The organism is Blastococcus capsensis (genome assembly GCF_030165005.1).
In the GTDB taxonomy this organism is placed as follows: Bacteria; Actinomycetota; Actinomycetes; order Mycobacteriales; family Geodermatophilaceae; genus Blastococcus; species Blastococcus capsensis.
This window is the reverse complement of record NZ_JASNNW010000025.1, coordinates 22,636-48,097: the sequence shown is the minus strand read 5'-3', so window position 1 is coordinate 48,097 and position 25,462 is coordinate 22,636. Positions and strand designations below refer to the sequence as shown.

The 25,462-nt window shown below is 72.8% G+C and carries 27 protein-coding genes and 1 pseudogene; 14 read left to right on the top strand and 14 right to left on the bottom strand.

The genetic code is table 11. The features are described from left to right. Positions 1 to 7: 7 nt before the first annotated feature. From QOZ86_RS18630 to QOZ86_RS18615, 4 genes and pseudogenes are all read left to right on the top strand, one after another. Positions 8 to 250 (top strand): ribbon-helix-helix domain-containing protein, encoded by a 243-nt coding sequence (locus tag QOZ86_RS18630; protein ID WP_284493472.1) that lies wholly within the window; start codon positions 8 to 10, stop codon positions 248 to 250. Further along, positions 250 to 555 carry a type II toxin-antitoxin system PemK/MazF family toxin gene (locus tag QOZ86_RS18625; RefSeq protein WP_284493471.1) on the top strand — a complete coding sequence of 102 codons (306 nt, stop codon included), beginning with the start codon at positions 250 to 252 and terminating at the stop codon, positions 553 to 555. Before QOZ86_RS18630 ends, QOZ86_RS18625 begins: the two co-directional genes overlap by 1 nt. Positions 556 to 618: 63 nt before the next feature. After that, a pseudogene (locus QOZ86_RS18620) lies at positions 619 to 793 on the top strand (IS110 family transposase); the annotation flags it as partial. 132 nt (positions 794 to 925) lie between these two features. Continuing rightward, complete coding sequence (locus tag QOZ86_RS18615; protein ID WP_284493470.1) at positions 926 to 2,170, top strand: polyhydroxyalkanoate depolymerase; 1,245 nt, start codon at positions 926 to 928, stop codon at positions 2,168 to 2,170. A 225-nt stretch (positions 2,171 to 2,395) separates the two neighbouring features. On the opposite strand, the gene QOZ86_RS18610 is transcribed toward QOZ86_RS18615, so the two are convergent. After that, complete coding sequence (locus QOZ86_RS18610; protein ID WP_284493469.1) at positions 2,396 to 5,671, bottom strand: DEAD/DEAH box helicase; 3,276 nt, start codon at positions 5,669 to 5,671, stop codon at positions 2,396 to 2,398. 198 nt (positions 5,672 to 5,869) lie between these two features. Further along, a complete protein-coding gene (locus QOZ86_RS18605; RefSeq protein WP_284493468.1) occupies positions 5,870 to 6,298 on the bottom strand; it encodes a hypothetical protein in 429 nt (142 codons plus the stop codon). A gap of 100 nt (positions 6,299 to 6,398) precedes the next feature. Between QOZ86_RS18605 and QOZ86_RS18600 the strand changes: the two genes are divergently transcribed. Beyond that, positions 6,399 to 6,557: a hypothetical protein gene (locus tag QOZ86_RS18600; RefSeq protein WP_284493467.1), complete on the top strand. Its 159-nt coding sequence runs from the start codon at positions 6,399 to 6,401 to the stop codon at positions 6,555 to 6,557. Between the two features lie 76 nt (positions 6,558 to 6,633). Here QOZ86_RS18600 and QOZ86_RS18595 read toward each other — a convergent pair whose 3' ends face one another. The 9 genes from QOZ86_RS18595 to QOZ86_RS18555 form a co-directional block, all read right to left on the bottom strand. Further along, positions 6,634 to 6,924 carry a type II toxin-antitoxin system RelE family toxin gene (locus QOZ86_RS18595; RefSeq protein WP_284493466.1) on the bottom strand — a complete coding sequence of 97 codons (291 nt, stop codon included), beginning with the start codon at positions 6,922 to 6,924 and terminating at the stop codon, positions 6,634 to 6,636. Then, a complete protein-coding gene (locus tag QOZ86_RS18590; RefSeq protein WP_284493465.1) occupies positions 6,921 to 7,193 on the bottom strand; it encodes a type II toxin-antitoxin system Phd/YefM family antitoxin in 273 nt (90 codons plus the stop codon). The genes QOZ86_RS18595 and QOZ86_RS18590 overlap by 4 nt, the downstream gene beginning before the upstream one ends. A gap of 468 nt (positions 7,194 to 7,661) precedes the next feature. After that, entirely contained in the window at positions 7,662 to 8,195 is a 534-nt protein-coding gene (locus tag QOZ86_RS18585) for a DUF4916 domain-containing protein (RefSeq protein WP_284493464.1), read from the bottom strand. 57 nt (positions 8,196 to 8,252) lie between these two features. After that, on the bottom strand, positions 8,253 to 9,506 hold the full coding sequence (gene fmdA, locus QOZ86_RS18580; RefSeq protein ID WP_284493463.1) for a formamidase: 1,254 nt from the start codon (positions 9,504 to 9,506) through the stop codon (positions 8,253 to 8,255). A gap of 21 nt (positions 9,507 to 9,527) precedes the next feature. Next, entirely contained in the window at positions 9,528 to 9,809 is a 282-nt protein-coding gene (locus tag QOZ86_RS18575) for a zinc ribbon domain-containing protein (protein WP_284493462.1), read from the bottom strand. Between the two features lie 257 nt (positions 9,810 to 10,066). After that, a complete protein-coding gene (locus QOZ86_RS18570; RefSeq protein WP_284493461.1) occupies positions 10,067 to 10,534 on the bottom strand; it encodes a hypothetical protein in 468 nt (155 codons plus the stop codon). 152 nt (positions 10,535 to 10,686) lie between these two features. After that, positions 10,687 to 12,084 carry a DUF4407 domain-containing protein gene (locus QOZ86_RS18565; RefSeq protein ID WP_284493460.1) on the bottom strand — a complete coding sequence of 466 codons (1,398 nt, stop codon included), beginning with the start codon at positions 12,082 to 12,084 and terminating at the stop codon, positions 10,687 to 10,689. A gap of 122 nt (positions 12,085 to 12,206) precedes the next feature. After that, on the bottom strand, positions 12,207 to 12,644 hold the full coding sequence (locus QOZ86_RS18560) for a hypothetical protein (protein WP_284493459.1): 438 nt from the start codon (positions 12,642 to 12,644) through the stop codon (positions 12,207 to 12,209). A 93-nt stretch (positions 12,645 to 12,737) separates the two neighbouring features. Next, positions 12,738 to 12,866 carry a hypothetical protein gene (locus QOZ86_RS18555; RefSeq protein WP_284493458.1) on the bottom strand — a complete coding sequence of 43 codons (129 nt, stop codon included), beginning with the start codon at positions 12,864 to 12,866 and terminating at the stop codon, positions 12,738 to 12,740. Between the two features lie 122 nt (positions 12,867 to 12,988). Between QOZ86_RS18555 and QOZ86_RS18550 the strand changes: the two genes are divergently transcribed. The 4 genes from QOZ86_RS18550 (at position 12,989) to QOZ86_RS18535 (ending at position 15,944) form a co-directional block, all read left to right on the top strand. Then, entirely contained in the window at positions 12,989 to 13,408 is a 420-nt protein-coding gene (locus QOZ86_RS18550; RefSeq protein ID WP_284493457.1) for a DUF1810 domain-containing protein, read from the top strand. Between the two features lie 191 nt (positions 13,409 to 13,599). Continuing rightward, positions 13,600 to 14,382 (top strand): hypothetical protein, encoded by a 783-nt coding sequence (locus QOZ86_RS18545; protein WP_284493456.1) that lies wholly within the window; start codon positions 13,600 to 13,602, stop codon positions 14,380 to 14,382. A 51-nt stretch (positions 14,383 to 14,433) separates the two neighbouring features. Then, complete coding sequence (locus tag QOZ86_RS18540) at positions 14,434 to 15,468, top strand: glutathione S-transferase family protein (RefSeq protein WP_284493455.1); 1,035 nt, start codon at positions 14,434 to 14,436, stop codon at positions 15,466 to 15,468. 50 nt (positions 15,469 to 15,518) lie between these two features. Continuing rightward, positions 15,519 to 15,944: a hypothetical protein gene (locus tag QOZ86_RS18535; RefSeq protein WP_284493454.1), complete on the top strand. Its 426-nt coding sequence runs from the start codon at positions 15,519 to 15,521 to the stop codon at positions 15,942 to 15,944. Between the two features lie 10 nt (positions 15,945 to 15,954). Here the strand turns inward: QOZ86_RS18535 and QOZ86_RS18530 are convergent, their stop codons facing one another. Genes QOZ86_RS18530 through QOZ86_RS18520 form a run of 3 tightly spaced genes read right to left on the bottom strand, consistent with a single transcriptional unit; the run spans position 15,955 to position 19,731 of the window. Further along, complete coding sequence (locus QOZ86_RS18530; protein WP_284493453.1) at positions 15,955 to 17,106, bottom strand: acyl-CoA dehydrogenase family protein; 1,152 nt, start codon at positions 17,104 to 17,106, stop codon at positions 15,955 to 15,957. Next, positions 17,103 to 18,152: an LLM class F420-dependent oxidoreductase gene (locus tag QOZ86_RS18525; protein ID WP_284493452.1), complete on the bottom strand. Its 1,050-nt coding sequence runs from the start codon at positions 18,150 to 18,152 to the stop codon at positions 17,103 to 17,105. Before QOZ86_RS18525 ends, QOZ86_RS18530 begins: the two co-directional genes overlap by 4 nt. A 46-nt stretch (positions 18,153 to 18,198) precedes the next feature. After that, positions 18,199 to 19,731, bottom strand: coding sequence for a class I adenylate-forming enzyme family protein (locus tag QOZ86_RS18520; RefSeq protein WP_284493451.1), 1,533 nt, complete (start codon positions 19,729 to 19,731; stop codon positions 18,199 to 18,201). 149 nt (positions 19,732 to 19,880) lie between these two features. Between QOZ86_RS18520 and QOZ86_RS18515 the strand changes: the two genes are divergently transcribed. From QOZ86_RS18515 to QOZ86_RS18495, 5 genes are all read left to right on the top strand, one after another. Then, entirely contained in the window at positions 19,881 to 20,462 is a 582-nt protein-coding gene (locus QOZ86_RS18515) for a hypothetical protein (protein ID WP_284493450.1), read from the top strand. Positions 20,463 to 20,647: 185 nt separating this feature from the next. Then, positions 20,648 to 21,382 (top strand): hypothetical protein, encoded by a 735-nt coding sequence (locus QOZ86_RS18510; RefSeq protein ID WP_284493449.1) that lies wholly within the window; start codon positions 20,648 to 20,650, stop codon positions 21,380 to 21,382. Between the two features lie 39 nt (positions 21,383 to 21,421). After that, complete coding sequence (locus QOZ86_RS18505; RefSeq protein ID WP_284493448.1) at positions 21,422 to 22,963, top strand: HNH endonuclease signature motif containing protein; 1,542 nt, start codon at positions 21,422 to 21,424, stop codon at positions 22,961 to 22,963. Positions 22,964 to 23,418: 455 nt separating this feature from the next. After that, positions 23,419 to 24,663, top strand: coding sequence for an amidohydrolase (locus QOZ86_RS18500; RefSeq protein ID WP_284493447.1), 1,245 nt, complete (start codon positions 23,419 to 23,421; stop codon positions 24,661 to 24,663). A gap of 159 nt (positions 24,664 to 24,822) precedes the next feature. Beyond that, complete coding sequence (locus tag QOZ86_RS18495) at positions 24,823 to 25,443, top strand: hypothetical protein (protein WP_284493446.1); 621 nt, start codon at positions 24,823 to 24,825, stop codon at positions 25,441 to 25,443. The last annotated feature ends 19 nt before the right edge of the window (positions 25,444 to 25,462 follow it).

Below are 25,462 nucleotides of genomic sequence, written 5' to 3'. Positions count from 1 at the left end.
TTGTGGGATGAGCAAGCAGATCGCGGTCCGGCTTCCGGACGAGATCGTCGACTTCATCGACTCGCTGGTGGCGCAAGGAAGGGCCAGCAGCCGAGCCGCCGTCGTCAGCCGCGCCCTGGAACGGGAGCGGCGGCGCCAGGTCGCTGCGCGCGACGCCGCCATCCTGGCCGCCGCGGATCGGCGCGACGACGCCGATCTCGACGCGCTCGCGGCCTACGCCGCAGACGTGCCGTTGGACGATCTCGACTGATGCGGCCGATCCATGTCGCACAGCTGGACGAGGTGCGCCCCGTCCTCGTGCTCACCCGAGGGGTCGTCCGGCCGCACCTCACCCGGGTGACGGTCGCTCCCATCACGAGCACCGTTCGGGGTCTTTCGACCGAGGTGCCCGTGGGACCGGCCAACGGCCTGGATCATCCAAGCGTCGTCAACCTCGACAACATCGTCACCGTGCCGACCGCGTCGCTCGGCCGGCACATCGGTTACCTGCTCCCGGGCCAGGAGACAGACCTGACCGAGGCCATCCACGCGGCCTTCGACCTGTACGGATACTGACGGAGCCGGAGCAGCGCCGTCAGCTGAACAGGCCGCGGACGTCCTCGGCCGTCGGCGGCCCGTGCCGGCGAGGTCGTAGGGCGGCTCGATGACCACGCTCTCGCCCGGGTCCTGACCTCGCTGCCCGGCGTGGGGGTCAGGACCGCAGCCCGCATCCCGCGCGGAACCGGCGACGGCAGCGCCTTCCCACCGCCGGGCGCCGGCCTGGTCCCCGTCCCGCCGGTCGGGCTCCTCCATGCCCATGACGACCGTCCCCGGACGACACTGCCGGCCACCCCGCTGCACCCTTGCGTGCCGCCGTCCGCGGTTGCGGTTACCGTCCGATGAGGTGACGCCCGTCACTCCTCACCGATTCCGGACAGGCAGGCCGATGCTCTACACCGCGTACGAGATGAACCGCCGAGCGGGAGCGCCCGTCGTCGCGGCGTCCGAGCTGACCTCGCGGGCACTGCACGCCCTGCCCGCCCCACTGGCCAGGACGCCCGGCGTCCGGCACGTGCGGGCGGCCTGCGACATCCTCGCCAAGGCCCGGCCCACGCACGACCGCCCGGCGTTCGACATCGACGTCGTCCCGGTCGGCGACCGCGACGTGGAGGTCGTCGAGCGCTCCACGCTGACCACGCCGTTCGCCACCCTGCTGCACTTCGCCAAGCCGTCGGTCCCTCCCCAGCCCCGCGTGCTCGTCGTCGGCCCCATGTCCGGCCACTTCACCACGCTCATCCGGCCGACGATCCGCACACTGCTGTCCGACCACGACGTCCACGTCATCGACTGGCACAACGCCCGCGACATCCCCACCGAGCACGGGCCCTTCGGGCTGGACGAGTACATCGAGCACGTGATGGAGGCGCTGCGCCACCTCGGCCCCGACACCCACGTCGTGGCCGTCTGCCAGCCCGCCGTCCCCGTCCTGTCCGCCGTCGCGCTGCTCGCGGAAGCGGACGACCCCGCGCAGCCCAGCAGCGTCACCCTCATGGCCGGCCCGGTCGACACCCGCATCAACCCCAACCGGGTCAACACCTCGGCCACCACCAGGCCGATCACCTGGTTCGAGCGCCGGGTCGTCGACACGGTGCCGGGCCGGTACGCCGGCGCCGGACGGCGGGTGTACCCCGGCGTCGTCCAGCTCACGGCCTTCATGTCGATGAACCCCAGGCGGCACCTCACCGCGCACGCCCGGCTGTACCGCGACCTCGTGGCCGGCAACACGGCCGCGGCCGCCACCACCCGCGCCTTCTACGACGAGTACGGCGCAGTGATGGACGTTCCCGCCGAGTTCTACCTGGAGACGGTCGCCCGCATCTTCCAGCAGCACGACTTCGCCACCGGGCGCTTCACCTGGCGGGGCCGGCGGGTCGACCCCGGCGCCATCCGGAACACCGCGCTGCTCACCGTGGAGGGGGCGAACGACGACATCTGCTCCCCCGGCCAGACCAAGGCGGCCCACGAGCTGTGCACCGGGATCCCGGAGGAGCACAAGCGCCACCACCTGCAGGACGGGGTGGGCCACTACGGCGTCTTCAGCGGCTCGCGCTGGGAGGCCGAGGTCTACCCCGTCGTGCGGGAGTTCATCGAGTCCGCCCGCGCCGGCGAACGGACGGCGTCCGTCGGGTGATCCCGGGTGACCGCCCCGTCGCCGGAGCGCGGCGCGGGAGAACGTCTCCGCGTACGACGCCTCCTACCTCGCGCTCGCCGAGGCCCTCGGCTGCGCGCTCCTCACGGCGGACGGCTCGACTCAGCCGCGTACCGGGGCTCCGCTGTCCGATCACGGTCGTTCCGCGCTGACCGACCACTCCTGCCGCCCGCCGGCGAGACGACCTGACGGCGACCTCGAGCAGGGTCAGGTGAAGAGGCCGCGGATGTCCTCGGCCGTCAGCGTCCCCGACAGGGCACCGGCGTCGTCGTCCATCACGCGGGCGAACAGGTCGCGCTTGCGCGCCTGGAGCGCCAGGACCTTCTCCTCGATGGTCCCGGCGGCCACCAGCCGGTACACCATCACCGTCTTGTCCTGGCCGATCCGGTGCGCACGGTCGACCGCCTGCGCCTCCACCGCCGGGTTCCACCAGGGATCCAGCACGAAGACGTAGTCGGCCTCGGTCAGGTTCAACCCGAAACCGCCGGCCTTGAGGCTGATCAGGAACACCGGGGCGCGCCCGTCGCGGAACTCGTCGATCCGCCGCTGCCGGTCCCGCGTCCGCCCGTCGAGGTAGGCGTAGGGCAGCCCCTCGGCGTCCAGCCGCTCCCGGACCGTACGGAGGAAACCGGTGAACGAGCTGAACACCAGCGCGCGATGGCCCTCCCCCACCACCTCCTGCAGGTGCTCCAGGAAGGTGTCGGCCTTGCTCGACCGGATACCGGCGTAGGACTCGTCGACCAGTGACGCGTCCAGGGCCAGCTGCCGCAGCAGGGTCAGCGAGCGGAAGATGGTGAACCGGTTGCGCTGCAGGTCGTCGACCAGGCCGAGCACCTTTCGCCGCTCCCGCTGCAGGTGGGTGTCGTACACCTTGCGGTGCTTCGGGTTGAGCACCACCTCCAGCACCTGCTCCTGCTTGGGCGGCAGCTCGGCGGCGACCTGCTCCTTGGTCCGGCGGCGCATCAGCGGCCGGATCCGGCGGCGCAGGGCCGCCAGCACCTCCGGATCGCTCCCTCGCTCGATCGGCGTCCGGTAGTGCTCGGTGAACTTCTGCGGGCTGGGGAAGAGCCCGGGCGCCACGATCGAGAGCATGGCCCACAGGTCCATCAGGTTGTTCTCCACCGGCGTGCCGGTGATGGCGAGCTTGAACCGGGCCGGCAGCCGCCGGGCGGCGGCGTAGGTCTTGGCGGCGTGGTTCTTCACGAACTGCGCCTCGTCCAGGATCAGCCCGCTCCAGGGCAGCTCGCGGTAGTCCTCGTCACCGAGGCGCAGCAGCGTGTACGAGGTGATGACCAGGTCGGCGCCGTCCACCATCTCGGCCAGCGGCGCGCCCAGCTTGCGGCCGGTGGCGTCGATGGTCCGGACGACGAGGCCGGGGGCGAACCGGGCCGCCTCGCGCGCCCAGTTCGACACCACGCTGGTCGGAGCCACCACGAGCACCGGTGCGGTGAGGCCGCCGGCCTCCTTGGCCCGGCACACCAGGGCGAGGGCCTGCACGGTCTTGCCCAGCCCCATGTCGTCGGCGAGCACACCACCGAGCCCGGCGTCCCAGAGCACCGACAGCCACTGGTAGCCCTGCAGCTGGTAGGGCCGCAGGTCCGCGGCCAGCCCGGCGGGCGCCGGCGGCGGCGCGGCGTCGTCGACGTCGAGCAACGCCCGGACGTCGCGCGCCCACCGCTCGCTCTGCTCGGCCACCACGCCCAGCTCCACCAGCTCGTCCCACAGCCCGGCCTGGTAGCGGCTGATCCGCAGGCCCGGCCGTTCGGCGTCCTGCAGCGCCCGCGCCTCCTCGATGAGCGAGCGCAGGCGGTCGAACTCCGGCCTGCGGATGTCGAACCACGTCCCGCTGGGCAGCACCAGGTGCGAGTCGCCGGCGGCCAGTGCGGTGAACAGCAGCGGGAACGGGATGTCCTCGCCGTCGACGGTGACCGTGACGCCGAGGTCGAACCAGTCGCTGTCGTCGGCCTCCGTTGCCGACACGTGCACGACGGGGGCCTCCTCGGTGTGCCGGTAGTCCGGCGGCTCGCCGGTCACCTCCACCAGCACGCCCGCATCCGCCAGCCGGGGCAGCACCTCGGTCGCGAGGACGACGCTGTCCATGCCGCCCAGCTCGGCAGCCGGAGCCAGCCGCCGCTCCGGGCCTTCCTGCCACAACCGGGCCAACCGGTCCGTCGGCAGCGGGAGGGACTGCACCAGCCGCGCCTCGGCTGCGGTGTCCCGCCCGGCGTCCGGGGCGGCGCCGTCCTCTGCCAGCGGCAGTCGGCGGACGTCGTCGCCCGTCCGGTACTGGACCGACCAGGCAAGCCGGGTCCGGTTGCCACCGCCGTGCTCGACCTGCAGGCACAGCTGCGGGGGAAGGATCTCCGGCAGCTCCACCGACCCGTCGGACGAGCGCACCGGCAACGCACGGCGCAGCGCCGGGTAGAACCCGGTCAGGAAGCGGCCGCGGTCGGCCGCGGGCACCCGCAGTGGGCCCGCGGTGAGCAGCTTCTCGACGCGCCGGGGCACCGGCTGCAAGGGAACCAGCAGCAGCCCCTTCTCGGGAACCAGGCCCGACGGCAGTGCCGGGTCGCCGGGAAGCAGGAACGCGCCGTGCGGCGGGCTGCCGAGCAGCCCCACCGCGGCCGCACCGGCCACGACGCCGGAGCCCAGATCGACCACCGGCTCCACCCGCAGGTCGGCGTCGCCGTCCCGGCGCAGGTCGACGACGAGGGAGGCCGGCTCGGCCGCCACTCGAACCGGACCGCCCTGGGTGCTCACCAGGGTGACCCCCTCGTCCACCGCCTGCTGCAGGGCAGGCCACAGCGCGGGGCCGAAGTCCTCCAGCCGCACCTGCGTGTCCGCGGAGCCGTAGCCGTAGCCGTAGTACACGGGGGCGTCGTCGGCAGCCTGGTGGGCGCGGTGCAGCGCGCGGAGCGCGGCGGCCTGGGCGGCATCGCGCTGGGAGTGGTAGTCGTACTGCAGGTTCCGCCAGGACACCCCCGTGCGGACCCAGCGGCCCTTCTTGCCCAGCACGACCGGGCGCAGCCGAACCGATGAGGGGAGGCCTGCACCGCTCGCCGGCTCGACGCCGAACTGCAGGCCGAGCGGAGCGCCCGGCCGCTGCCGTGACGACGGGGCGGGCACCAGCTCGGCGAACGCCGCTTCCCAGTCCGGAGCGCGGGCGGCATCGGCCGCCGGTGCGCCGGCCACGCCGTTCCGCGCGGCGACGAGGACGGCGGCGACGTGCTTGCAGTCCTCACCGACCGGGCAGCTGCACTGCCCCCACCAGCTGGCGGACACGGGGTCGTACTCGACCGTGGTGGCGTACCGGCGACCGCCGCTGCCGACGACCATGGCAGCGAACCGGCGCTGCGTGCGCGAGTAGCCGATGTCGGACACCCGGCCCTGGCCGGCGTAGACCGCCCCGCGCCGGAACCCCTCGTCACCGACGGTCCGGCGGATGACGGGGTCGGTGAGCATCGGCCGCAGCTCCTCCAGCACCGCCCGAGGCTAACGGCGACCGCAGCCCCGGCGACGACCGTCCACAGTGCGGCTACCGCCTCCCCTTTTCTCTGTCCGCGCAGCCGCTGCGAAGCTGACGGCGTGAGCCCGAAGAGCAGAGGCCGGACACCGCGGAACCCGAGCCGTCGCCAGCACCGCCGCTCGGCGGGCGCCGGGCGCCTCTCCCCGGGTGCTCGACTACTCCAGGAACTGGAGCTCGAGCTGCAGGACGCCGACACGCTGTCCGCCGAGGTCACGGTGTCCGCCCTGCTCGGCGCCGCCCGCCTGGCCCGCCACGGCGATCCGGCCACCGAGCGACCACCGGCCGATCTCCTGGCCGATCTGGCGCGGCAGGCCGGTAAGGTGCGCCGGCCGACGTCGCTCGGTCTGCTGCGGTGCCTCGCGGCCATCGGCGGTCCGGGCGAGCGCGACCTCGCCGCCGCCGGCATCGACCGGCTGACCGCGGCCGGCGTCCAGGACCCGGCCTGGGCCACCGGTCTGGACGACGTCACGCCGACCGGGGCCTGGACGTTGCGCGACGTCTACGGCGACGCCGCGACGGTCGCGGTCGAGTTCGCCCGCCCCGACCGACCGCACGCCCTCGTCGTTCTCGTGGACCACACGCAAGCCGGTGTCGCCGCCGGTGCCTTCCTCGACGACGACCCGGACGACGTGCGGGCGGTGAGGGGACGACGACCCACCCGAGGCCTGGCAGGCGGCCCAGCGGATGCTCGCGGCGGGTATGGAGCGGCACGACGTCCTCCACGAGCTCGCCGGAGTGGCGACCGAATTCCTCTGGCACGCGCTGGCCGACCGCCGGCCGGTCGACCTGGATGCCTACCGTGCCGCGCTCGATGCCCTCGATGCGCAGCCCCCGGTGCCGTGACGTCCGTCCCGGACGACGGCCGGCCCTGACGAACCGTCCGAGGCCGTGCCTACCGGCTGCCGTGAATCCCTGGCCTTCACTCCCTCTCGGACGGCACCGGAGGTCGGTAGGCATCAGCACGATGCGCTACCCGCACCACGAGAATGTGCCGCGCCTCGTCGTCCACCTCGATCAACACCCGGTAGTCGCCCCGCCGAGCGCTTCGCAGGCCGGTCAGCTGGCCCGTGAGGGGCTTGCTGAGCCGCAGCGGATTTTCCGGCAGTACCGCCGTGATGAACTCGACGATGGCGATGGCGACCTTGGCGGGGAGCCGACGGAGCTGCCGCCGGGCCGCTGAGGAGACACGGAGCTCGAACCGGTCGGTCACTCGGCGAGCCCGAACTCGGCCCTCAGCTCCTCCCCCGACACAGTGCGCCCCTCGGCAGTGTCTGCCCGCGCCGCGTCGATGTCCTGTCGAACGCCCGGCTGCGAAAGCCAGAAGAGCGTCTCGTGCAACGAATCGAGATCCTCTTTGGCCATCAGTACCGCGGCCTCGCGCCCGTGTCGGGTGATGGTGACGATCTCGTGTGTCGTCTCGGCCGCCTCCACGAGGGCCGACAGCTTGTCCTTCGCTTCGCTGAGCGGGATGCTCGTCATCACATCATTCTAGCCAGGAATCTGGCCAGAACCTGACGAAGCTTCGCGGGACCGGCTCACCACATGGCAGAGCCGGGGCGGACCGTCCGGGTCCAACGACGTCCCGCATGCGCTCGACGAGGGCGTCGAGCCGCCGTCTGTCCGACGACGACCTCGACGAGATCGCCGATGCCTTCCTCGCCCAGCCCTCCGGCGCCACCTGGTCGTCCGACGACCTGCGGCCGCTGGTCGACGAGAGGCTCGCCTCGAGCAGCAGTAACGGCATCGGCGGGGGTCAGACGGAACCTTGCACGCGGGACTGCTCCATCAAAGGATGGTGCGTCGTAACTACTCAGGTCCGGATGGCTGGGTCAGGCAGGCGCGGGAAGCCAGGGGTCGCCGTCGAGGAGTGTGGTGAGCGCGCGCGCCCCCGAGGCCATCCGGTCGCCACACCTGGCACCGGCGACATGCGTCACAGAGGACGCCGCGTCAGACCCCGAGGTGCGCCAGCGCCTGCAGCAGCAGCGCGCTCTGCCCGTTCGCCAGCTCGGCGAGCACACCCGGATCGCGGGCCTCGTCGGGTGCGAACCAGGTGAGCTCGAGGGCGTCCTGCTGCGGCGCGCAGTCGCCCTCGACCGGCACCACGTAGGCCAGCGACACCGCGTGCTGCCGCGGGTCGTGGAACGGCGTCACCCCCGGCGTCGGGAAGTACTCGGCCACGGTGAACGGCTGTGGCGCGGGCGGGATCCGCGGCAGCGCCAGCGGGCCGAGGTCCTTCTCCACGTGCCGCACCACAGCTGCGCGCACCCGCTCGTGGTACAGCACCCGCCCCGAGACCAGCGCCCGCTTGATCTGCCCGTCCGCACCGGCCCGCAGCAGCAGCCCGACCGCGGTGACCACGCCGTGGTCGTCCACCCGCACCGGCACCACGTCGACGTAGAGGATCGGCAGCCGCTCGCGCGCGGCGTCCATGTCCTCGCGGGAGAGCCAGCCGGCACCGGTCGCCGTCGTCACGTCCGTCATGGGGACTGTCTAGCCGACGCACCCCCGGCAGCCGGCGCGCCCCCGCCGGGAACGAGGTCAGAAGGTCGAGTGCGGCGCCCCCATGCCCGGGTCGATCTGCACCGGCCCGGACGCCGACGGCTCGACGGGGAAGTCGAAGATCCCGGTCGGCAGGTAGACCGTCGCGCACGAGTTCGGGATGTCCACGACGCCGGACAGCCGGCCCTCGATCGGCGCAGCCCCCAGCAGCAGGTACGCCTGCTCGGGGCTGTAGCCGAGCTTCGTCAGGTACGTGATCGCGTGCAGGCAGGCCCGCTGGTAGGCCATCTGCGAGTCCAGGTACAACTGTCGGTCGTCCAGGGTCACCGACGTGCCGGCGAAGGCCAGCCAGCGGTCGTACTGCGGATCGACGTTGCCGGGGATGAAGATGGCGCTGGCGTCGACGCCGTAGGTCTCCATGCCGCCCTTGAGCAGGTCGACGTGGAAGTCGATGAATCCGCCCATCTCGATCGCCCCGCAGAAGGTGATCTCGCCGTCGCCCTGCGAGAAGTGCAGGTCGCCGACGGAGAAGTTCGCGCCCGGCACGAAGACCGGGTAGAACACCCGGCTGCCGCGGGTGATGTTCTTGATGTCCTGGTTGCCGCCGTTCTCCCGCGGCGGCGCGGTGCGCGCGGCCTCACCCGCGACGCGGTCGAACTCCGCGCCGGTCAGCGAGCCGAGGATCGCGTCGTCGGCCAGCGGCGGCAGCGCCAGCGGCGGGTTGCGGTCGGGATCGGTGGCGATCAGGTCGCCCTCGCGCCGGTTCCACCGGGCCAGCAGGTCCGCCGAGGGCGCCGTCCCCATCAGCCCGGGGTGGGTGATGCCGGTGAACGACACCCCGGGGATGTGCCGGGAGGTCGCCGTCTGCCCGCGGAAGTCCCAGACGGCCTTGTAGGCGTCGGGGAACTGGTCGGTGAGGAAGCCGCCGCCGTTCTGCTTCGCGAAGATGCCGGTGTAGCCCCAGCCCTGGCCGGCCAGCGGCCCGGAGTCCTCCTGCGGGATCGGCCCGAGGTCGAGGATGTCGACCATCAGCAGGTCACCGGGCTCGGCGCCCTCCACCCGGATCGGGCCGGACAGCGCGTGCACCCGCGACAGCGGCGCGTCCCGGACGTCGTCGGCGGAGTCGTCGTTGTGGATCGCTCCGTCGAACCACTCCCGGCAGTGCACGCGGAACACGTCACCCGGTCGCACGGTCACCGCCGGCGGGATGTCGGGGTGCCAGCGGTTGTGGCCGACCAGCTGCTGGTCGGTGAACGAGCGGCTGGAGTCGAGCGGGAAGACGACCTCGGGCATCGGAGACCTCCGGGGAACGGGTCAGGGACGGGGCAGCCGGGCGAGCGCCGGGTTCGTCGCCGCCCGCGGCGCGGTGCGCCGGGACGGGAGGGCGGAGACGACGGCGGGATCGTCGGCGGTGCGCTCGGTGCGGTCGAGCAGCGCCCGGTTGCGGACCGACCCGAAGGACAGCTGCGGGGCGGTGAAGACCCGCGGCGCGGGAGCGGCGCAGTCGGGGCAGGGCTCGCGGTCGGTCGCGGTGCCGATCGGGCGGTGGACCTCGAGGACGCCGTGGCCGGCGCACCGGTACTGGTATACGACCATGGCGATCCCTCCGGTTCCGGTCGGGAGGACCGTGCCCGGTCCCCCGGCTGGGCGGGGCCGCGCTGCGCACGGCGCCCGCCCCGAGCCTCGGGGGAACGCGGGACGCCGGCCAACCGGGGCGCCGGTTCCCCCGCCGCGGCACCGCGCGTGGTCACGCGCGAGTCAGGGACGGTGACGCTGTGGTGTAGATCACACCCGCGCGAGACGACGCGAGCCCCGTACCCGACCGGGTACGGGGCTCGCGGAGCGGCCGGCGATCAGTCGCCGACGTACGCGCCGATCCCGAAGTGCCGCTCGCCGTCCTCGTCCAACTGCACCAGCACGGTGTAGGCCTGCCCGCCGATGATCGCGGCGCAGACGTCGTCGTCGCACTCGACGGTCTCCACCTCACCGCCCTGCTCGGCAATCGCACGGGTGACGGCGGCCTCGGTGGCGGCGTTGCCCTCGTCGATCCCGCCGCGCCAGAGGATGAGCCCGGCGATCGCGATCGCGACCACGACGACGGCCACCATCGCCGCGATCAGCAGCCCGCTGTTCCGCTGCGCCCAGCCCGGTTCACCGGACGGACCGGAGGCGATCACGCCGGGCATGACGCCGTAACCCAGGCCGTCGGCTGCCCCGGCCGCGGGGAATACCGGGGGCACTGTCGTCTCGCCGGGCCCGGGCCCGGGCTCGCCGGAGCCGCTCGCGCTGCTGCCGGCCGGGTTCGGGTTGTCGGTGCTCATGGCGGTACGTCCTTCGGTCCAGTTCGGGGGGAAGCGCTCGCCCGCAGGCGGCGACCGGCGAGATCGGCCGGGCGGTTCCCGCGACACTGCCACAGCGCCCGGCCGCACCGCCGCCGTCCCGGCCGGACTCACAGCGGACCCGCAGCGAAGCCTCAGACCGACGTCGGCACCCGGTCGGTGGGCCGGCGACGGACCGACCGCACGGTGCGGGCAGCCAGCTCGCGGATCGGGCCGGTGTCCCACATCTGCCGCGCCGGCTCGGCCGGGGCCTCGGCGGCCGCGGTCTCCGGCTCGGCGCGGGCGGCCTCGGCGCGGGCGGTGACCTCGGCCAGCGCCGCGCGGCGCCGGGCCAGGATCGCCTCCTTCTGCCGGTCGACCCGCTCGCGCTCGGCCAGCACCAGCAGCTCCTCCTTGGCCTGGGCCACGGTCCGCCGCGACTCCTGGGCCATCTCCTCCAGATCCACGTCGCCGGAGTCGCGCAGGGCGACCAGCCGGTCGTAGGCCGTGGGCGGGCTGAAGTTGAGCAGCAGCTTCATGAGCACGGGGAGGACCTCCACGCACATGAACAGCAGCGAGAGCATGAACTGCGCCGCGGCCAGGGTCACGTTCTCGTCGCCCAGCCGGTCCAGCGCCTCCAGGCGCAGCAGGATGCCGCCGGAGCCCTCGTTCTCGGCGTCGAAGGCGGCCTGCAGCCGGTCGAGCTCGGCGGTGAGGCGGGCCAGCTCGTCGCGGTCGCGGTCCAGGGAGCCCTCGGCCAGCGAGGCGCTGCGCCCCTCGGCCGCGGTCACCGCGGCGACGGCGGCGTCGAGCTCGGCCCGCGTGGAGTCGACCACCGCGGCCTGCGCGTCGGCCGCGGCGCGCGCCTGCAGGTAGGCCTGCCCCGTGCCGGCGTCACCGGTGCCGCAGGTGCCGTCCAGCTCGCACTGCGCCTTGGCCTCCAGCTGGCGGGAGACGGTCACCGCCGCGTCCAGCGCCGCCTGCTTCTCGGCGACCGTGCCACGCACCACCGCGAGGCCGGTGTCGGCCGCTCCCCCGCTGGCGACGATCGCCTCCTGCTGGGCGATCCGTCCCTCCAACTCGGGCAGGCCGGCGAACCGGGTGTCCGCCTCCAGGCTCTGGCGGTGGGCGTCGGCGGCCTCCGCCTGCATCGACACCATCTCCGCGTCGATCTCCTTGGAGAACACCTGCAGGGTGAGCGGGGTCGCGACGACGACGCCGAGCACCAGCGCCAGGCCGACCCGCGGCACGGCCATGACCAGGTTCCGCTTCAGCGAGGCGTCGTGCGCCATCCCGACCAGGATCATCCGGTCGAGGTTGACCACGACCGCGCCCCATCCCAGCCCGACGAGCAGCGCCACCGGCCACCAGACACCCAGCGCCATGCCGACGGCGAAAGCGGCCGAGACGGCGGCCAGCGCACCCGTGCTGAGCAGCACGCCGCCCAGCGCCACGAAGCGCGGCCGGGCTCCCGGCGCGGCCGCCAGCACGTCCGGACGCGCGCCGGCCAGGACCGTCAGCCCGTCCCCGAGCCGCCGTCGTCGCTCGCTCATGCTGTGCACCCCCGGGTGACGGGGATCGCGAAGGACCGTCACCCACGGGTGCTTATCGGCAGTCCGGGAGAGGAGCCGGCACCGTGATCGATCTCGCTACCGGGCCCGGGGTGTCGCAGCCGTCAGCCGACGTTGCCGTCCTCCACGGTGTCGGGACCGGTGTCCGGGCCGGCGTCGCCGTCGTCGCCCGGGCTCTCGAAGGGCGTGCCGCCGTCGGTGGCCCCCTCGTCGTCGGCGGTCCCGTCGTCGTCGGTGATCTCGGCCTCGCTGTTCGTGACCGCGCCGCCGTCGGTGCCCCCGCCGTCCTCGACGGTGTCGGGGTCGTCGCCCTCGGCGCCGGTCTGCTCGTCGTCCTGGATCCCGCCGGTGCCGGGATCGACGCTGTCCGCGTCCTCCGCGCCGCCGTCGACCCGGTCCGGCCCGCCGACTTCTTCCTCGTCGAAGACGGCCGGGATGCCGGTGCCCTCCAGGTCGGCCTCGTCGTCGCCGAAGGCGCAGCCGCTCAGGCCCAGGCCGGTAGCGAGCAGCGCGCCGGCGAACGTCCGTGTGCTCCTGCGCATGTCTCCTCCTCGTGCGGTGGATCGTCGGCGGGTGCCGTGCCCACCGGCGACGTCGTCACACGGCGACGGCGGCAACTGACACCGCTTCGACATCTACCGCCGGGCGACCAGGTGGTCGACCACGGACCGGGCATCGGCGCCGACGCCGCCGACGAGGTGCGAGGGGATCGACCGCTGGTACGGCAGCCCGACCGCGTACGGGCCCGGTTCCAGGGCATCCACCTGGCGGCGAGCGGCCGATGAGCGACGCGCATCCGGTACTGCCGGGCGCCGGCCCGGAGCAGATCCCGGTGGGCACCGCGCCGGACCGGTGTGGAACGCCTCGCCTGGGGCACGCTGCCGGGGTGAGCGATCCCTCCGACCTCCGCCGGTTCCTCGACGCGCAGACGAACACCTACGACCAGGCGCTCGCCGAGCTGCGCGCCGGGAGGAAGCGCACGCACTGGATGTGGTTCGTCTTCCCGCAGATCGCGGGGCTGGGCCGCAGCGGAATGGCGCAGCGGTTCGCGATCGCCGATCTCGACGAGGCCCGCGCCTACCTGGCGCACCCGGTGCTGGGCCGCCGGCTGGTCGAGTCCGCCCGGGCGCTCACCGCGCTGGACACCGACGACCCGGTCGCGGTCATGGGGTCGATCGACGCGCAGAAGCTCCGGTCGTCGATGACGTTGTTCGCCCGCGCCGGCCCGGATCAGCCGGTCTTCCGCGACGTGCTCGACCACTTCTTCGGCAGCGCCGAGGACGACGCGACGACCAGCCGCCTCTGATCGCTCCGCCGCTGGCTTCCCGCCCGTGAGCGCGGTCGGCCCGGCGAGGTCGTCGCGTGCCTGCGGCGCTGGCGCGAGCTCCTGTCACCGAGCAGGACGGACCCCGCACCTCGCCCACACCGCGGGCTCCGCGGTCGCTCGTTGCGCCTACGTTGAGTCGACAGGTCGCAGACAGCCACGGGGGATGAGTCATGAAGGCGTCGTCGGTCCGCTCCCGGTCGGGACCAGCGCAGGGATCGCGTGGGACGGGTTCCCTGGCCACCGGGATCGGCGGTGCGGTGCTGCTCGCCGCCGGGGCGGTCGCGGTCTTCGTGTCCACGAACGCGGCCGGCACAGCCGCGCTGGTCGCCGCCGGGTTCGCCCTCGTGGCCATCGGGATCTACGGCGAGCAGATCCAGACGGTGAAGGCCGGCGGTCTGAAGCTGCAACTGGAAGAGGCGGCCGCGTCCCAGCTCGAAGCCGCCAAGGACGCCGACGCAGCCGGTGATCGGGACACCGCTGCGCGGCTGCGGGGTGAGGCGACCCGGCTGCTCGAGGCATCGCGCTCGGTGGCCACCCGCTACGAGAGCATTCGCGCGACCGAGGAATCGAGCTCCCAGCGGCGGGAACGGCTGAAGGACCTGGTCCAGAGCGAGGCCCAGGCGCTGTCGGACGTCATCGACTCCCCGGAGGCGGTTCGGGAACTCTTCTCCGCCGGCGACGAGGGCTACCGCATCGTCGCGATCGGGATGATGGCCGCCGCCCCCGCTCTCGCCGACCCGGAGACGATCGCGAAGGCGATCAGCGCTCCCCGGACCGCCTTCGAGCAGTTCCACGCCCTTCGCGCAGCCCAGTCGCTGGTGGACCGGTTCCCGCGGCCGACCGGGACCGGGCAGGTGCGCGATGCGATCCGGACCGCTCTGTCGTCCGAACAGTTCGGCCGGGAGTCCGACCGGGGGCGGTTGGCACAGCAGGTGCTGGAGCAGCTGGGCTGACTGCGGTGCACCGACCTGCAGCGCGCCCGGGTCTGAGTCAGGCTGGGCGGCATGGCTGAGGACAACTCCGGGTCGGGCTACGTCGAAGCAGAGTTCACGCGCGACTCGAAGTACATCTCCGACCGCATCACCTCCGACGGCTCGAGCCGCTGGCCGGTCGAGCCCGGCCGCTATCGGCTGGTCGTCGCGCGCGCCTGCCCGTGGGCCAACCGGTCGGTGATCGTGCGCCGGCTACTGGGCCTGGAGGACGCCATCTCCATGGGCATGTGCGGGCCCACGCACGACGAGCGCAGCTGGACCTTCGACCTCGACCCCGGCGGCCGCGACCCGGTGCTGGGGTACGAGCGGCTGCAGGAGGCGTTCCTCGCCCGCGACCCGGAGTACTCGCGCGGCATCACGGTGCCGGCGATGGTCGACGTCCCGAGCGGCGCCGTCGTCACCAACGACTTCGCGCAGATCACCCTCGACCTCTCCATCCAGTGGACCGCCCACCACCGCGAGGGCGCGCCCGACCTGTACCCAGAGCACCTGCGCGACGAGATGGACGAGGTGATGGAGCGGGTCTACCAGGAGGTCAACAACGGCGTGTACCGCTGCGGGTTCTCCGGCTCGCAGCGCGCCTACGACAAGGCCTACGACCGGCTGTTCACCACGCTGGACTGGCTCAGCGAGCGGCTGGAGAGCCAGCGCTTCCTGATGGGCGGGCAGATCACCGAGGCCGACGTCCGGCTGTTCACCACGCTGGCCCGGTTCGATCCCGTCTACCACGGCCACTTCAAGTGCAATCGGCAGAAGCTGTCGGAGATGCCGGTGCTGTGGGCCTACGCGCGCGACCTGTTCCAGACCCCGGGGTTCGGCGACACGACCGACTTCCCGCAGATCAAGGAGCACTACTACGTGGTGCACGCCGACATCAACCCGACGCAGATCATCCCGAAGGGCCCCGACACCTCGGGCTGGTTGCTGCCGCACGACCGGGATCAGCTCGGCGACCGGCCGTTCGGCGACGGCACGCCGCCCGGGCCTCCGCCGGCGGCGGAGCAGGTGCCGGCCGACCACGGTCCCGGAGGCGTCGGCCACCGCTGATCCTGTGGACAACCCCGGATCGGGTCGGTGGGGCTGACACGGTGACGGGCATGACGATCTCACCGCCCACCGACGCGCCCGTCCGCTCCACCGCCGACCTCACCGACCGCTGGCTGGCCGTCCTCGGCACACCGGAATTCGCCGGCCGCAGCCTCTGGCTGACCTGGTTCGGCACCGACGGCCGCCAGCTACCGGTGGTCATCCCGGTCGACGACCTGCCGCCCCTCCCCGATCAGGTTCTCCTGGTCGGCCTACGGGACGTGCACGCCACGGTGCTCGGCGACCAGCTGGGCGGCGAGGGACATCTGGCCCTGGCGCTGTGCCGGCCGGGTGGTCCTGAGATCACCGCGGACGACGAGGCCTGGGCCGAGGCGCTGCGCTCGGTGCTGGACGAGGCATCCTGGAGCCTGCACCTGGCCGCGGCCGGCAACGTGCTGCCGCTGGCCGACGCGCCGTCGGGCATGTGGGGCCGCTGACGGTAGCCGCTCAGATCGCGTGCCGGGCGATCCACTGGGCGGCGATGACGTTGCGCTGGACCTCGTTGGTGCCCTCGCCGAGGATCATCAGCGGCGCGTCGCGGAAGTAGCGCTCGACGTCGAACTCCTTGGAGTAGCCGTAGCCGCCGTGCACGCGCATGGCGTCCAGCGCCACCTGCATGGCCGCCTCGGAGGCGAACAGCTTCGCCATCCCTGCCTCCAGGTCCGCGCGCACCCCGCTGTCGAGCCTCTCGGCGGCGTCGGTGGTGAGCAGCCGCGCAGCCTGCACCTTGGTCGCCATGTCGGCGATCAGGTTGCCGACCGACTGGTGCTTCCAGATGGGCTTGCCGAACGACTCGCGTTCCTGCGCGTACCGGGTAGCGGCGGCCAGCGCCGCCTGCGCGACCCCCACCGCGCGGGCGGCGACCTGGACCCGGCCGACCTCGAGCCCGCGCATCATCTGCGCCCAGCCCCGGCCGGGCTCACCGCCGAGGACGGCGCCGGCCGGCACCCGCATCGCGTCGAAGGTCAGCTCGCAGGCCTCGACCCCGCGGTAGCCGAGCTTGGGGATCTTCTCCGACACCGCCAACCCGGCGCCCGGCTCGACCAGCAGCACGCTCATCCCGGCGTGCGGCGGGACGGCGTCGCGGTCGGTGCGGCAGAGCAGTCCGATGAGCCCGGAGTGCTGGGCGTTGGAGATCCACGTCTTGCTGCCGGTGATCTCGTACTCGTCACCCACCCGGTCGGCGTGCGTGCGCATCGCCTGCAGGTCGCTGCCGCCGCCGGGCTCGGTCAGCGCCATGGTGGCGCGCAGCCCGCCGTCGGCCATGCGCGGCAGGTAGGTGGTGCGCTGGTGCCCGGTGCCGAACGTGGCCAGCAGGTAGGAGATGACCGAGTGCCCGCCGATCGCGCCGGCCAGGCTCATCCACCCGCGGGCCAGCTCCTCGGTGACGCGGGCGAAGCAGGCGGTGCTCACCGCGCTGCCGCCGAACTCCTCGGGCACCAGCAGACCGAAGAAGCCGAGCGACTTCATCTCCTCGATGAAGGCTTGCGGGTAGCGGTCCTCGGCCTCGAACTCGGCCACCCGCGGGCGCACCCGCCGGTCGACGAAGTCGGCGGTGAGCGCGACCATCTCGCGCTCGTGCTCGGGCAGCGGCGTCATGCCAGGCTCTTGAGCAGCTCGATGGAGTGCAGCCGGTCGGCGTGCTCGGCGGCCAGCGGGGTGGCATTGAGCGTGGTCACCCCGGCCTCGCGGAAGGCGGCGACCCGCTCGGCGACGTGCCCGGGTGGGCCGACCAGGGCGACGCCGCGCACGAAGTCCTCGGGCAGCGCCGCGGCAGCGGCGTCCTTGCGGCCGTCGAGGTAGAGGTCCTGCACGGTGGCGGCCTCCTCCGCGTAGCCGTACCGCACGGCCAGGTCGTTGTAGAAGTTCTTGCCCCGGGCGCCCATGCCGCCGACGTAGAGCGCCAGCTTCGCGCGCACCTGGTCCAGAGCGGCGGCCTGCTCGGCGGCGTCCTCGCTGATCAGCAGCTGGGTGTCGACGGAGATCTCCAACGGGCCGAGATCCGGGTCCCGCCGCGCCGTCCCCTCGGCCAGCGCTGCCCCGAACGCCGTCGCGCTGCCCTCGGGCAGGAAGAACGCCGGCTGCCACGCCTCGAACAGCTCCGCGGCGAGGGCGACGTTCTTCGGCCCGATGGCGGCCAGCAGCATCGGGATCCGCGGCCGCACCGGCTGGTTGATCAGCTTCAGCGGCCTGCCCAGCCCGCTGCCGCCGCGCTCGACGGTGAGCGGCACGTCGACGTGCCTCCCGTGGTGGTCGACCTTCTCCCGCCGCCACACCGTGCGGCAGACCTCCACGACCTCGCGGGTCGTGGCCAGCGGGGCGGTGTAGGGCACCCCGTGGAAGCCCTCGACCACCTGCGGGCCGGAGGCGCCGATGCCGAGGGTGAATCGCCCACCGGATAGGAAGTCCAGGCCCGCGGCCGTCATGGCCAGCAGCGTCGGCGTCCGCGAGTAGATGTTGAGGATCCCCGAGGCGATCTCCACCGTCGTCGTCTTCGCGGCAAGGTAGCCCAGGTGGCTCACGGCGTCGAAGGAGTAGGCCTCGGCGACGTAGACCGTGTCGAGTCCTGCGCTCTCGTACTCGGCGATCACGGACGTCGTGCGGTCGAACCCGCCGCTGTAGGAGATGGGCATGCCGATGCGCACGGGGTGCTCCTGTCGCCGGATGAGCGGTCACCGGCAACGTAGAGCACTACCGCGGGACGGCCACCCAGCCCTCCGCGACGCGCAGCGGATTCTTCAGCACCTTGCCCCCGGCGTTGCGCGGCAGCGGGCCGTCGATCACCCGGACGAACTGCGGGCACTTGAAGTCGGCCAGCCGCTCGCGGGCGAAGGAGTGCAGTTCCGCCACCAGCCGGCCGGCGTCCGTGCCGGGCTTCGGCAGGACGACCGCGCCCACCTTCTCCCCCATCACCGGGTCGGGCACGCCGACGACCGCCACCTCGAGCACGTCGGGGTGCTCTGCCAGGGCGTTCTCCACCTCGACGCTGTACACGTTCTCGCCGCCGCGGTTGATCATGTCCTTGGCGCGGTCGACGATCCGGACGACGCCGTCGGTGATCGTCGCGAGGTCGCCGGTGTGCAGCCAGCCGTCGACGAACGTCTCCGCCGTCCGCACCGGGTCGCCCCAGTACCCGGCGACGACGTTGGGCCCGCGGACCAGGAGCTCGCCGACCCCGGTGACCGGGTCCGGCTGGTCGAGGCGGACGTCGTTCACGGGCGTGGCGAAGCCGACGGCGTCGGCGTGGGTCTCGGCGTAGTCGTGCGGGAGGAAGGTGGCCAGCGCGCTGGTCTCGCTGAGGCCGAACCCGTTGCCCAGGCGCGCGTTCGGGAAAGCCGTCCGCAGCCGGTGCACCAGCTCCGGGGCTATCGGGGCGCCGCCGTAGCTGAGCGTGCGGACGGTGGAGAGGTCGGTGGTCGCCAGCGCCGGGTGGCGGAGGACGAGCTCGTAGATCGTCGGGACGCTCGTGAGCAGCGTGATGCCGTGCTGCGGGATCGCCTCGAGGAAGGCGGTGGCGTCGAAGCGTGGCATCAGCACCGAGGTGCCGCCCAGGGCGATCTGGCCCAGGAACTGGGAGTTGCAGCCGGTGACGTGGAACAGCGGGACCGAGATCAGCGTGGCGTGGCCCGCCTCCGGGTCCCGGCTGAGCTGGCGACAGCGGATCACCGACTCGATGTTGCTGAGGAAGTTCTCGTGGGTGGTCATGGCGCCCTTGGGCCGGCCGGTGGTCCCGCTCGTGTAGAAGAGCGCGGCGACGTCGGTGTGTGCCGGATCGGGCGGCTCGCCGGGCTCGCCGTCGGGCAGCGGCTCCCCCGGGCGGACGACGTAGGCCGCACCGCAGTCGGCGAGGATGAAGCCGGCCTCCGCCGGGGCCAGTCGGGTGTTCATCGGGACGGCGACCGCGCCGGCCAGCTGGGCGCCCCAGAAGGCGAGCACCCAGTCGACACCGTTGGGGAGCTGCACGGCCACCCGGTCGCCGGTCCCGACGCCGGCGTCCCGGAGTCCCCCGGCGACGCGCATGGCCCGCTGCCAGAGCTCCGAGTAGGTGAGCTGCCCGCCACCGAGCTCGACGATCGCCGTCCGGTCACCGCGGGTCGCCGCCTGGGCCAGGAGCACGCGGACGAGGTTGACCGGCAGGCCGGTGTAGCGGCGGATGCCGTCGGCACCGACCTCGATGCCGCTCGTGTCGAAGAGGTGCTCCCCCGCCGCCTGCTCCGTGCTCATGCATCCCCCGTCTCCGGCCGTTCCGGCTCCGGATTGTGCGCCGGTGTGCCAGGTCTCTGCGGGCCGGCCGGTCACCCGATCCGGCGGCACCTGGTGGCTGTCCACAGTTACGGAACCGATTTTGCCCGGACGCTGCGTAGTCTCCCGCTGTGCGTGATCTCCGTGGGGGCCTGGTCCGGACGACGCTCGGCTGTCTGCTGCTGGCCGTGGCACTGACCGGTTGCTCGGAGAAGCAGGAGGCGAGCACCACGCTGCCCAGTGCTACGGCCAGCGAGACGACGCCGGAGCTGCCGCCGCTCGGCCCGGCCGATTTCCCCGTGCCCGACGAGGCTCGCACGAAGGATGCCGCCGGCGCCGAGGCGTTTCTGCGCTACTACCTTGAGCTGTCCGATCGCCAGCAGGAAGCACTCGACGGGCAGCCCCTTCGCGAGCTTGGGCCCGACTGCCTCGAGTGTTCACGCATCGCCAAGGCGTTCGATGACGTCGAAGCGGAGGGACATCGCTATGAGGGCGGCCAGCTCTCTCTTAACGACGTCGCCGAACCACTGCTTGGTGACGAGGAGGCCACAATCGCCTTCACAGTAAGACAAGAGGCGGTCCACCTCGTTGACCTGGCAGGCAATACGGTCGACCAAGGTCTGCCGGTCCAACCCAGTCTCAGCTCTGGCATCACCCTTGTCTGGTCGAATGCGCAGCAGGGCTGGCTTGTCAAGAGCATGACGCTCGGATGATCACGACGATCATCCGCGGCTCACTGGTCGCCGGCTTGCTTCTGGCTTTCGTCATCGGCAGTCCGGGAGCCGCACAAGCCTGCCCGTACAAAGGTGCCTGCGTAGATACGGGCGACGGTGCGGTCACTGTGACCCACGAGGGGGCCGGCGTACCGACAGTCGTCGGAGTTCAGGGTTCGGAGGCAGTGACCTTTGCGTGGCGCCTACTTGATCGCTGTCTCGCGGCGGCCGAGAGCGACGGCTACTGCTCACCCACCGATGTGCGCCAATGCCCACCCGCCGAACTAGGAAGGGTCGTCGGATTCTTCGTCGTAGAGCGCCGCTCGATCGTCCAAGGCGACTACACCGCCGTCGTCGACGGGCCTGACGGTCCCACCGTCGTCGACGTGGAAGGCGACTACCAGCCCGGTGATCCATACGGCGACTGGAGGTACGACTCCGAAGGCTGCTTCGACATCACCCCGTTGAACCCGCCGCCGTCATCCGCCGAAGTGTTCAGCTTCTTCCAGCGCCTTCCGCTCCCTCAGCTGACCACCCAGCACCAGCCACCCGGGGACGGCCTGACCGGGCTGCCGGTCATCTTCTACACCGACTCCCCCACCACCCAGACCTTCACCGTCGACATCCGCGGCTTCCAGGTCGTCATCGAAGCCACCGCCGAGCAGTTCACCTGGCACACCGGCGACGCCACCGGCCAGATCACCAGCTCCGACCCCGGCCGGCCCTACCCAGAGGAGACCGTCGAGCACTCCTACCGGTCGGGCACCTACACCGCTCACCTCACCGTCACCTGGGGCGCCACCTTCACCGTCAACGGCGGCACACCAGCCGACGTCCCCGGCACCACCACCACCGACGGACCACCGGTCACCTTCGACGTCCTCCAAGCCCGGACCGTCCTCACCAACCCCTACGACTGACCAGGGAAAACTGTCGTAGGCCGGCTCTACGGTGCAGGTGTGATCGACCCCGACCCCGAACGACCACCGCTCGACGGTGTCCCGATCCGCGACGTGCCCGACACGGTCGCCCCAGGTCTGAGCGATCTCGAACTGGTCGCCGACATCTGGGCCGCCGACGCCCGGGAATCCCGCTACGCCGCCCAACGGGCCGAGGCGATCGCGGCACTCGCCCGGCGACGGGCGGTCGAGCGGGACCGCGAATTCGGCCGGCTCGGCGGACCGGGCCTCGACAGCCGGCTCCGGCGATCGCCGGTCCTGGCGCAGGTCAGCGACACCTTCATCTCGGAGCTCGCACTCATCCGCGGATGCACCGAAGCCGAAGCCGAATCACTCGCCGTCGAATCGATCCTGCTCACCACCATCCTCACCGGCACGTGGGACGCCCTCTACGCCGGCGAGATCGACGTCCGGAAGATGCGGGCGCTGGTCGACCTGCTCGGCCCGGCGAAACCGTCGGTGATCCACGAGATCGAGCAACGCGTCCTGCCCCACGCCGGCCGGCTCACCGTCCCCCAACTCCGGCAACGGGTGCGCCGCGCCCTGACCCAGCTCGACGCCGAAGCCCTGGACAACCGGCGGAAAGAGGCCGCCCGGCGCGCCGACGTCGTCGCGCGCCCGACCGGTGACGGGATGAGCCAGCTCGTCGTCGACCTGTCCGTCCCACTCGCCGCCGCCTGCGCCGACGCCATCGACCAGTACGCCCAGATGCTGCGGGCCGACGGCGACCGGCGACCGATCGGCGTCATCCGGGCGGCCATCGCCGCCGACCTCATCCTGCGCCCCTGGGACACCTCCCGGCCGCCGGTCACCGCCCGCCTGGACGTGCAGGCGCCCATCGCCTCCCTGCGGGAACCGAACGGCGCCGAGTCGACGCCGCAGCCAGCTGCCGAGATCGCCGGCGAGATCGTCACCGCCGCCCAGTGCCGAGAGCTGCTCCGCGAACTGGACATGCTCGGCGTCGGCGACGCACCCACCGGCGGCTACGTCCAGATCGCCGTCGGCGACCCGGTCAGCGGCCGGCTCCTCGCCGTCGCCACGCTCGACCAACTGCGTCGCGGGGCCGGCACGCGCCGACGCCGCACCCGGCGGAGCAGCGCCCGGCGGAGCAGCGCCCACGCCCACGGGGACGCGCCACCGGACAGCGGAGCCGCCGACGGCCCCGGGATCGGTCCCCCACCACCCACAACCGCATACGAGCCGAGCAACAGGCAGGACAGATTCATCCGCACCCGGGACCGGCACTGCCGGATGCCGGGCTGCCGACGGCGCGCCGCCCGCTGCGACATCGACCACGTCACCGCCCACGCCGACGGCGGCCCCACCGACTGCTGGAACCTCTGCTGCCTGTGCCGACGGCACCACCGGATCAAGACCTTCGCCCGCGACTGGTCCTTCCAACTGCTCGACGACGGACGGCTCATCGTCCGCACCCCCAGCGGCGTCATCCGGGAAACCCGCCCACCGGGGTGGTGTCACGACCCGGAGCCCGTTCCCCCGTGGCTGGAAGAGCAGTTCCCACCCGACCGGCTGCGCCAGTGACCGGTGGAAGCGGCGCGGCTGCGATTGCCGGTTCCCCGCGGTCCTGGCCTCGCGCAGTCGGTCGCCCGCCGCCGCAGCAGGACACCCGTTGGCCGACGAAGCCGCGCGCCTGTCGACGACTCGATCGAACGACCGTGAGCAGGTACTGCAGCTCCATCACGCCGAGTCCCACCGTCACGGCGGCGACGGCGGCCGGGAGCCCGCCATCCGGAAGGGCCGTTCGCTGCACGAACGCCACCGCTGACGACACCGTCAGCGCGACCAGCACCCCGAGAAGTGGCGTGCGGCGCCGTGGCGGAGCGCGTAGGGCCGGTCCCCGGCGCGCGCACGACTTCCGCGGAGGCCGGCCTCGCGGTGCGGCATAGTCGCGCGGGAGAGGGTGCCCGCACCCGCGCGACATCGGGTCCGTCACCCGCCGAGGCACGGGGCGAGGAGTCCGCAGAAGGGGAAGATGAATGAGCTCAGTCGCCGTCGACGCCGATCTGGTCGCGCTCTACCGGGATCTCCATGCGCACCCGGAGCTGGCCTTCCAGGAGCGGCGCACCGCACAGGTGGTGGCCGCCCGGCTGCGAGCACTGGGCTACGAGACCACCACCGAGGTCGGTGGCACCGGCGTCGTCGGCGTCCTGCGCAACGGACCCGGGCCCACGGTTCTCCTGCGCGCGGACATGGACGCCCTGCCGGTCCTCGAGCAGACCGGCCTGCCGTACGCCAGCACCGCACGCGCGACCGACGCCGGCGGCCGGGAGGTACCGGTGATGCACGCCTGTGGCCACGACGTGCACGTCACCTGCCTGCTCGGGGCCGCAGCCGTGCTGGCTGACGAGCGCTCGGCCTGGAGCGGCACGCTGCTGCTCGTCTTCCAGCCCGCCGAGGAGGTCGGGCGCGGCGCGCAGGCGATGATCGACGACGGCCTGTTCGACCGGTTCGGCCGGCCGGACGTGGTCCTCGGCCAGCACGTCGGCCCCCTGCCGGCGGGCATGCTCGCGCTGCGACCCGGTCCGGCCTTCGCCGCGGCGGACTCGCTGCGCATCGTCCTGCACGGCACGGGCGCGCACGGGTCGCGGCCGGAGACGTCGATCGACCCGGTCCTGATGGCCGCGGCGACCGTGCTCCGACTGCAGGGGATCGTCGCCCGGGAGACCGCAGCGACCGAGACCGCCGTCGTCACCGTCGGCGCCATGCACGCCGGAACCCAGGCGAACATCATCCCGGACCGGGCGGAACTGCTGCTGAACGTGCGCACCTTCGACCCCGCCGTCCGCGACCGCGTCCTGGCCGCCGTCGAACGGATCGTCCGCGCCGAGGCCGCCGCCTCGGGCGCTCCCCGCGAACCCGAGATCCAGGCACTCGAGTCGTTCCCGGTCCTCGTCAACGACGAGGACGCCTGCACCCGCACGCGGGCGAGCTTCGACCGGCTCCTCGAGCCGCGACGCGTGATCGACCCAGGACCGGTCACCGGCAGCGAGGACGTCGGGCTGCTCGCCACCGCGGCCGGAGCGCCCTGTGTCTACTGGCTGCTCGGCGGCAGTGATCCCGCCGCGTTCGCGACCGCCCGTGGCCCCGGGGACATGGGCCAGATAGTGCGTCGGCTGCCCTCCAACCACTCCCCCCACTTCGCCCCGGTCATCGAGCCCACCCTCGACCTCGGCATCCGCGCACTCGTCTGCGCCGCCCGCACCTGGCTGGCCGCCGCCTGACCGCGCGGAAGACCCCGCCCGAGCGCAGCCTGGCCAGCTGGGCTGCCGACCGACGGAACCGGCGCGTCCGGAACCGGTGACAACCGGTGCCCGAGCGAGGACAGTGAGCGGGGCGGCGATGCCGTCCTGGGCTCGCCTGCTCGCGAGAGGAACCGTCGCATGTACGCGCGCTCCACCACCATCACCGGCACCCCGGTGAACGCCGACCGCGGCATCGTCTACATCCGCGACCGGGTGCTTCCCGCGGTCCTCGGCATGGACGGCTTCGTCGGGCTGTCCATGCTGGCCGACCGGCACTCCGGCCGCTGCATCGTCACGACCGCCTGGGAGGACCGCGCCGCCCTGCACCGCAGCGCCAACGAGGTGAAGGCGATGCGCGCTCGCGCCGCCGAGACCCTGGGCGGGCCGTCCATGGTCGAGGAGTGGTCCATCGCCGTGCTGCACCGCGTGCGTCCGGCACCGGAGGGTGCCTGCGCCCGGGTGACCTGGACCCGCGGCCGGCCCGACCGGCTCGACTCCATGGTCGACGCCTTCGGCGTGAGCCTCGTGCCCCGGCTCGAGGACATCCCCGGCTTCTGCTCGGTGAGCATGCTCGTCGATCCGACGGAGGGCCGGAGCGCCACCGCCGTCACCTACGAGAGCCGGGAGGCCATGCGGGCGTCCCTGGACCGGGCCACCGACCTCCGCCAGGAATTCAGCCGGCTCATGGGCGCCCACCTGCTCGAGGTGGCCACCTTCGACCTGGCCGTCGCCCACCTGCACGTGCCCGAGACCGTCTGAGCGCCACGGCACCGAGGCG

Bases quoted from the DNA above. Each gene is read 5' to 3' on its own strand.
- QOZ86_RS18630 (WP_284493472.1), top strand. From the start codon at position 8: ATGAGCAAGCAGATCGCGGTCCGGCTTCCGGACGAGATCGTCGACTTC.
- QOZ86_RS18625 (WP_284493471.1), top strand. From the start codon at position 250: ATGCGGCCGATCCATGTCGCACAGCTGGACGAGGTGCGCCCCGTCCTC.
- QOZ86_RS18615 (WP_284493470.1), top strand. From the start codon at position 926: ATGCTCTACACCGCGTACGAGATGAACCGCCGAGCGGGAGCGCCCGTC.
- QOZ86_RS18600 (WP_284493467.1), top strand. From the start codon at position 6,399: ATGCTCGCGGCGGGTATGGAGCGGCACGACGTCCTCCACGAGCTCGCC.
- QOZ86_RS18590 (WP_284493465.1), bottom strand. From the start codon at position 7,193: ATGACGAGCATCCCGCTCAGCGAAGCGAAGGACAAGCTGTCGGCCCTC.
- QOZ86_RS18585 (WP_284493464.1), bottom strand. From the start codon at position 8,195: ATGACGGACGTGACGACGGCGACCGGTGCCGGCTGGCTCTCCCGCGAG.
- fmdA (WP_284493463.1), bottom strand. From the start codon at position 9,506: ATGCCCGAGGTCGTCTTCCCGCTCGACTCCAGCCGCTCGTTCACCGAC.
- QOZ86_RS18575 (WP_284493462.1), bottom strand. From the start codon at position 9,809: ATGGTCGTATACCAGTACCGGTGCGCCGGCCACGGCGTCCTCGAGGTC.
- QOZ86_RS18570 (WP_284493461.1), bottom strand. From the start codon at position 10,534: ATGAGCACCGACAACCCGAACCCGGCCGGCAGCAGCGCGAGCGGCTCC.
- QOZ86_RS18565 (WP_284493460.1), bottom strand. From the start codon at position 12,084: ATGAGCGAGCGACGACGGCGGCTCGGGGACGGGCTGACGGTCCTGGCC.
- QOZ86_RS18560 (WP_284493459.1), bottom strand. From the start codon at position 12,644: ATGCGCAGGAGCACACGGACGTTCGCCGGCGCGCTGCTCGCTACCGGC.
- QOZ86_RS18545 (WP_284493456.1), top strand. From the start codon at position 13,600: ATGAAGGCGTCGTCGGTCCGCTCCCGGTCGGGACCAGCGCAGGGATCG.
- QOZ86_RS18540 (WP_284493455.1), top strand. From the start codon at position 14,434: ATGGCTGAGGACAACTCCGGGTCGGGCTACGTCGAAGCAGAGTTCACG.
- QOZ86_RS18535 (WP_284493454.1), top strand. From the start codon at position 15,519: ATGACGATCTCACCGCCCACCGACGCGCCCGTCCGCTCCACCGCCGAC.
- QOZ86_RS18530 (WP_284493453.1), bottom strand. From the start codon at position 17,106: ATGACGCCGCTGCCCGAGCACGAGCGCGAGATGGTCGCGCTCACCGCC.
- QOZ86_RS18520 (WP_284493451.1), bottom strand. From the start codon at position 19,731: ATGAGCACGGAGCAGGCGGCGGGGGAGCACCTCTTCGACACGAGCGGC.
- QOZ86_RS18500 (WP_284493447.1), top strand. From the start codon at position 23,419: ATGAGCTCAGTCGCCGTCGACGCCGATCTGGTCGCGCTCTACCGGGAT.
- QOZ86_RS18495 (WP_284493446.1), top strand. From the start codon at position 24,823: ATGTACGCGCGCTCCACCACCATCACCGGCACCCCGGTGAACGCCGAC.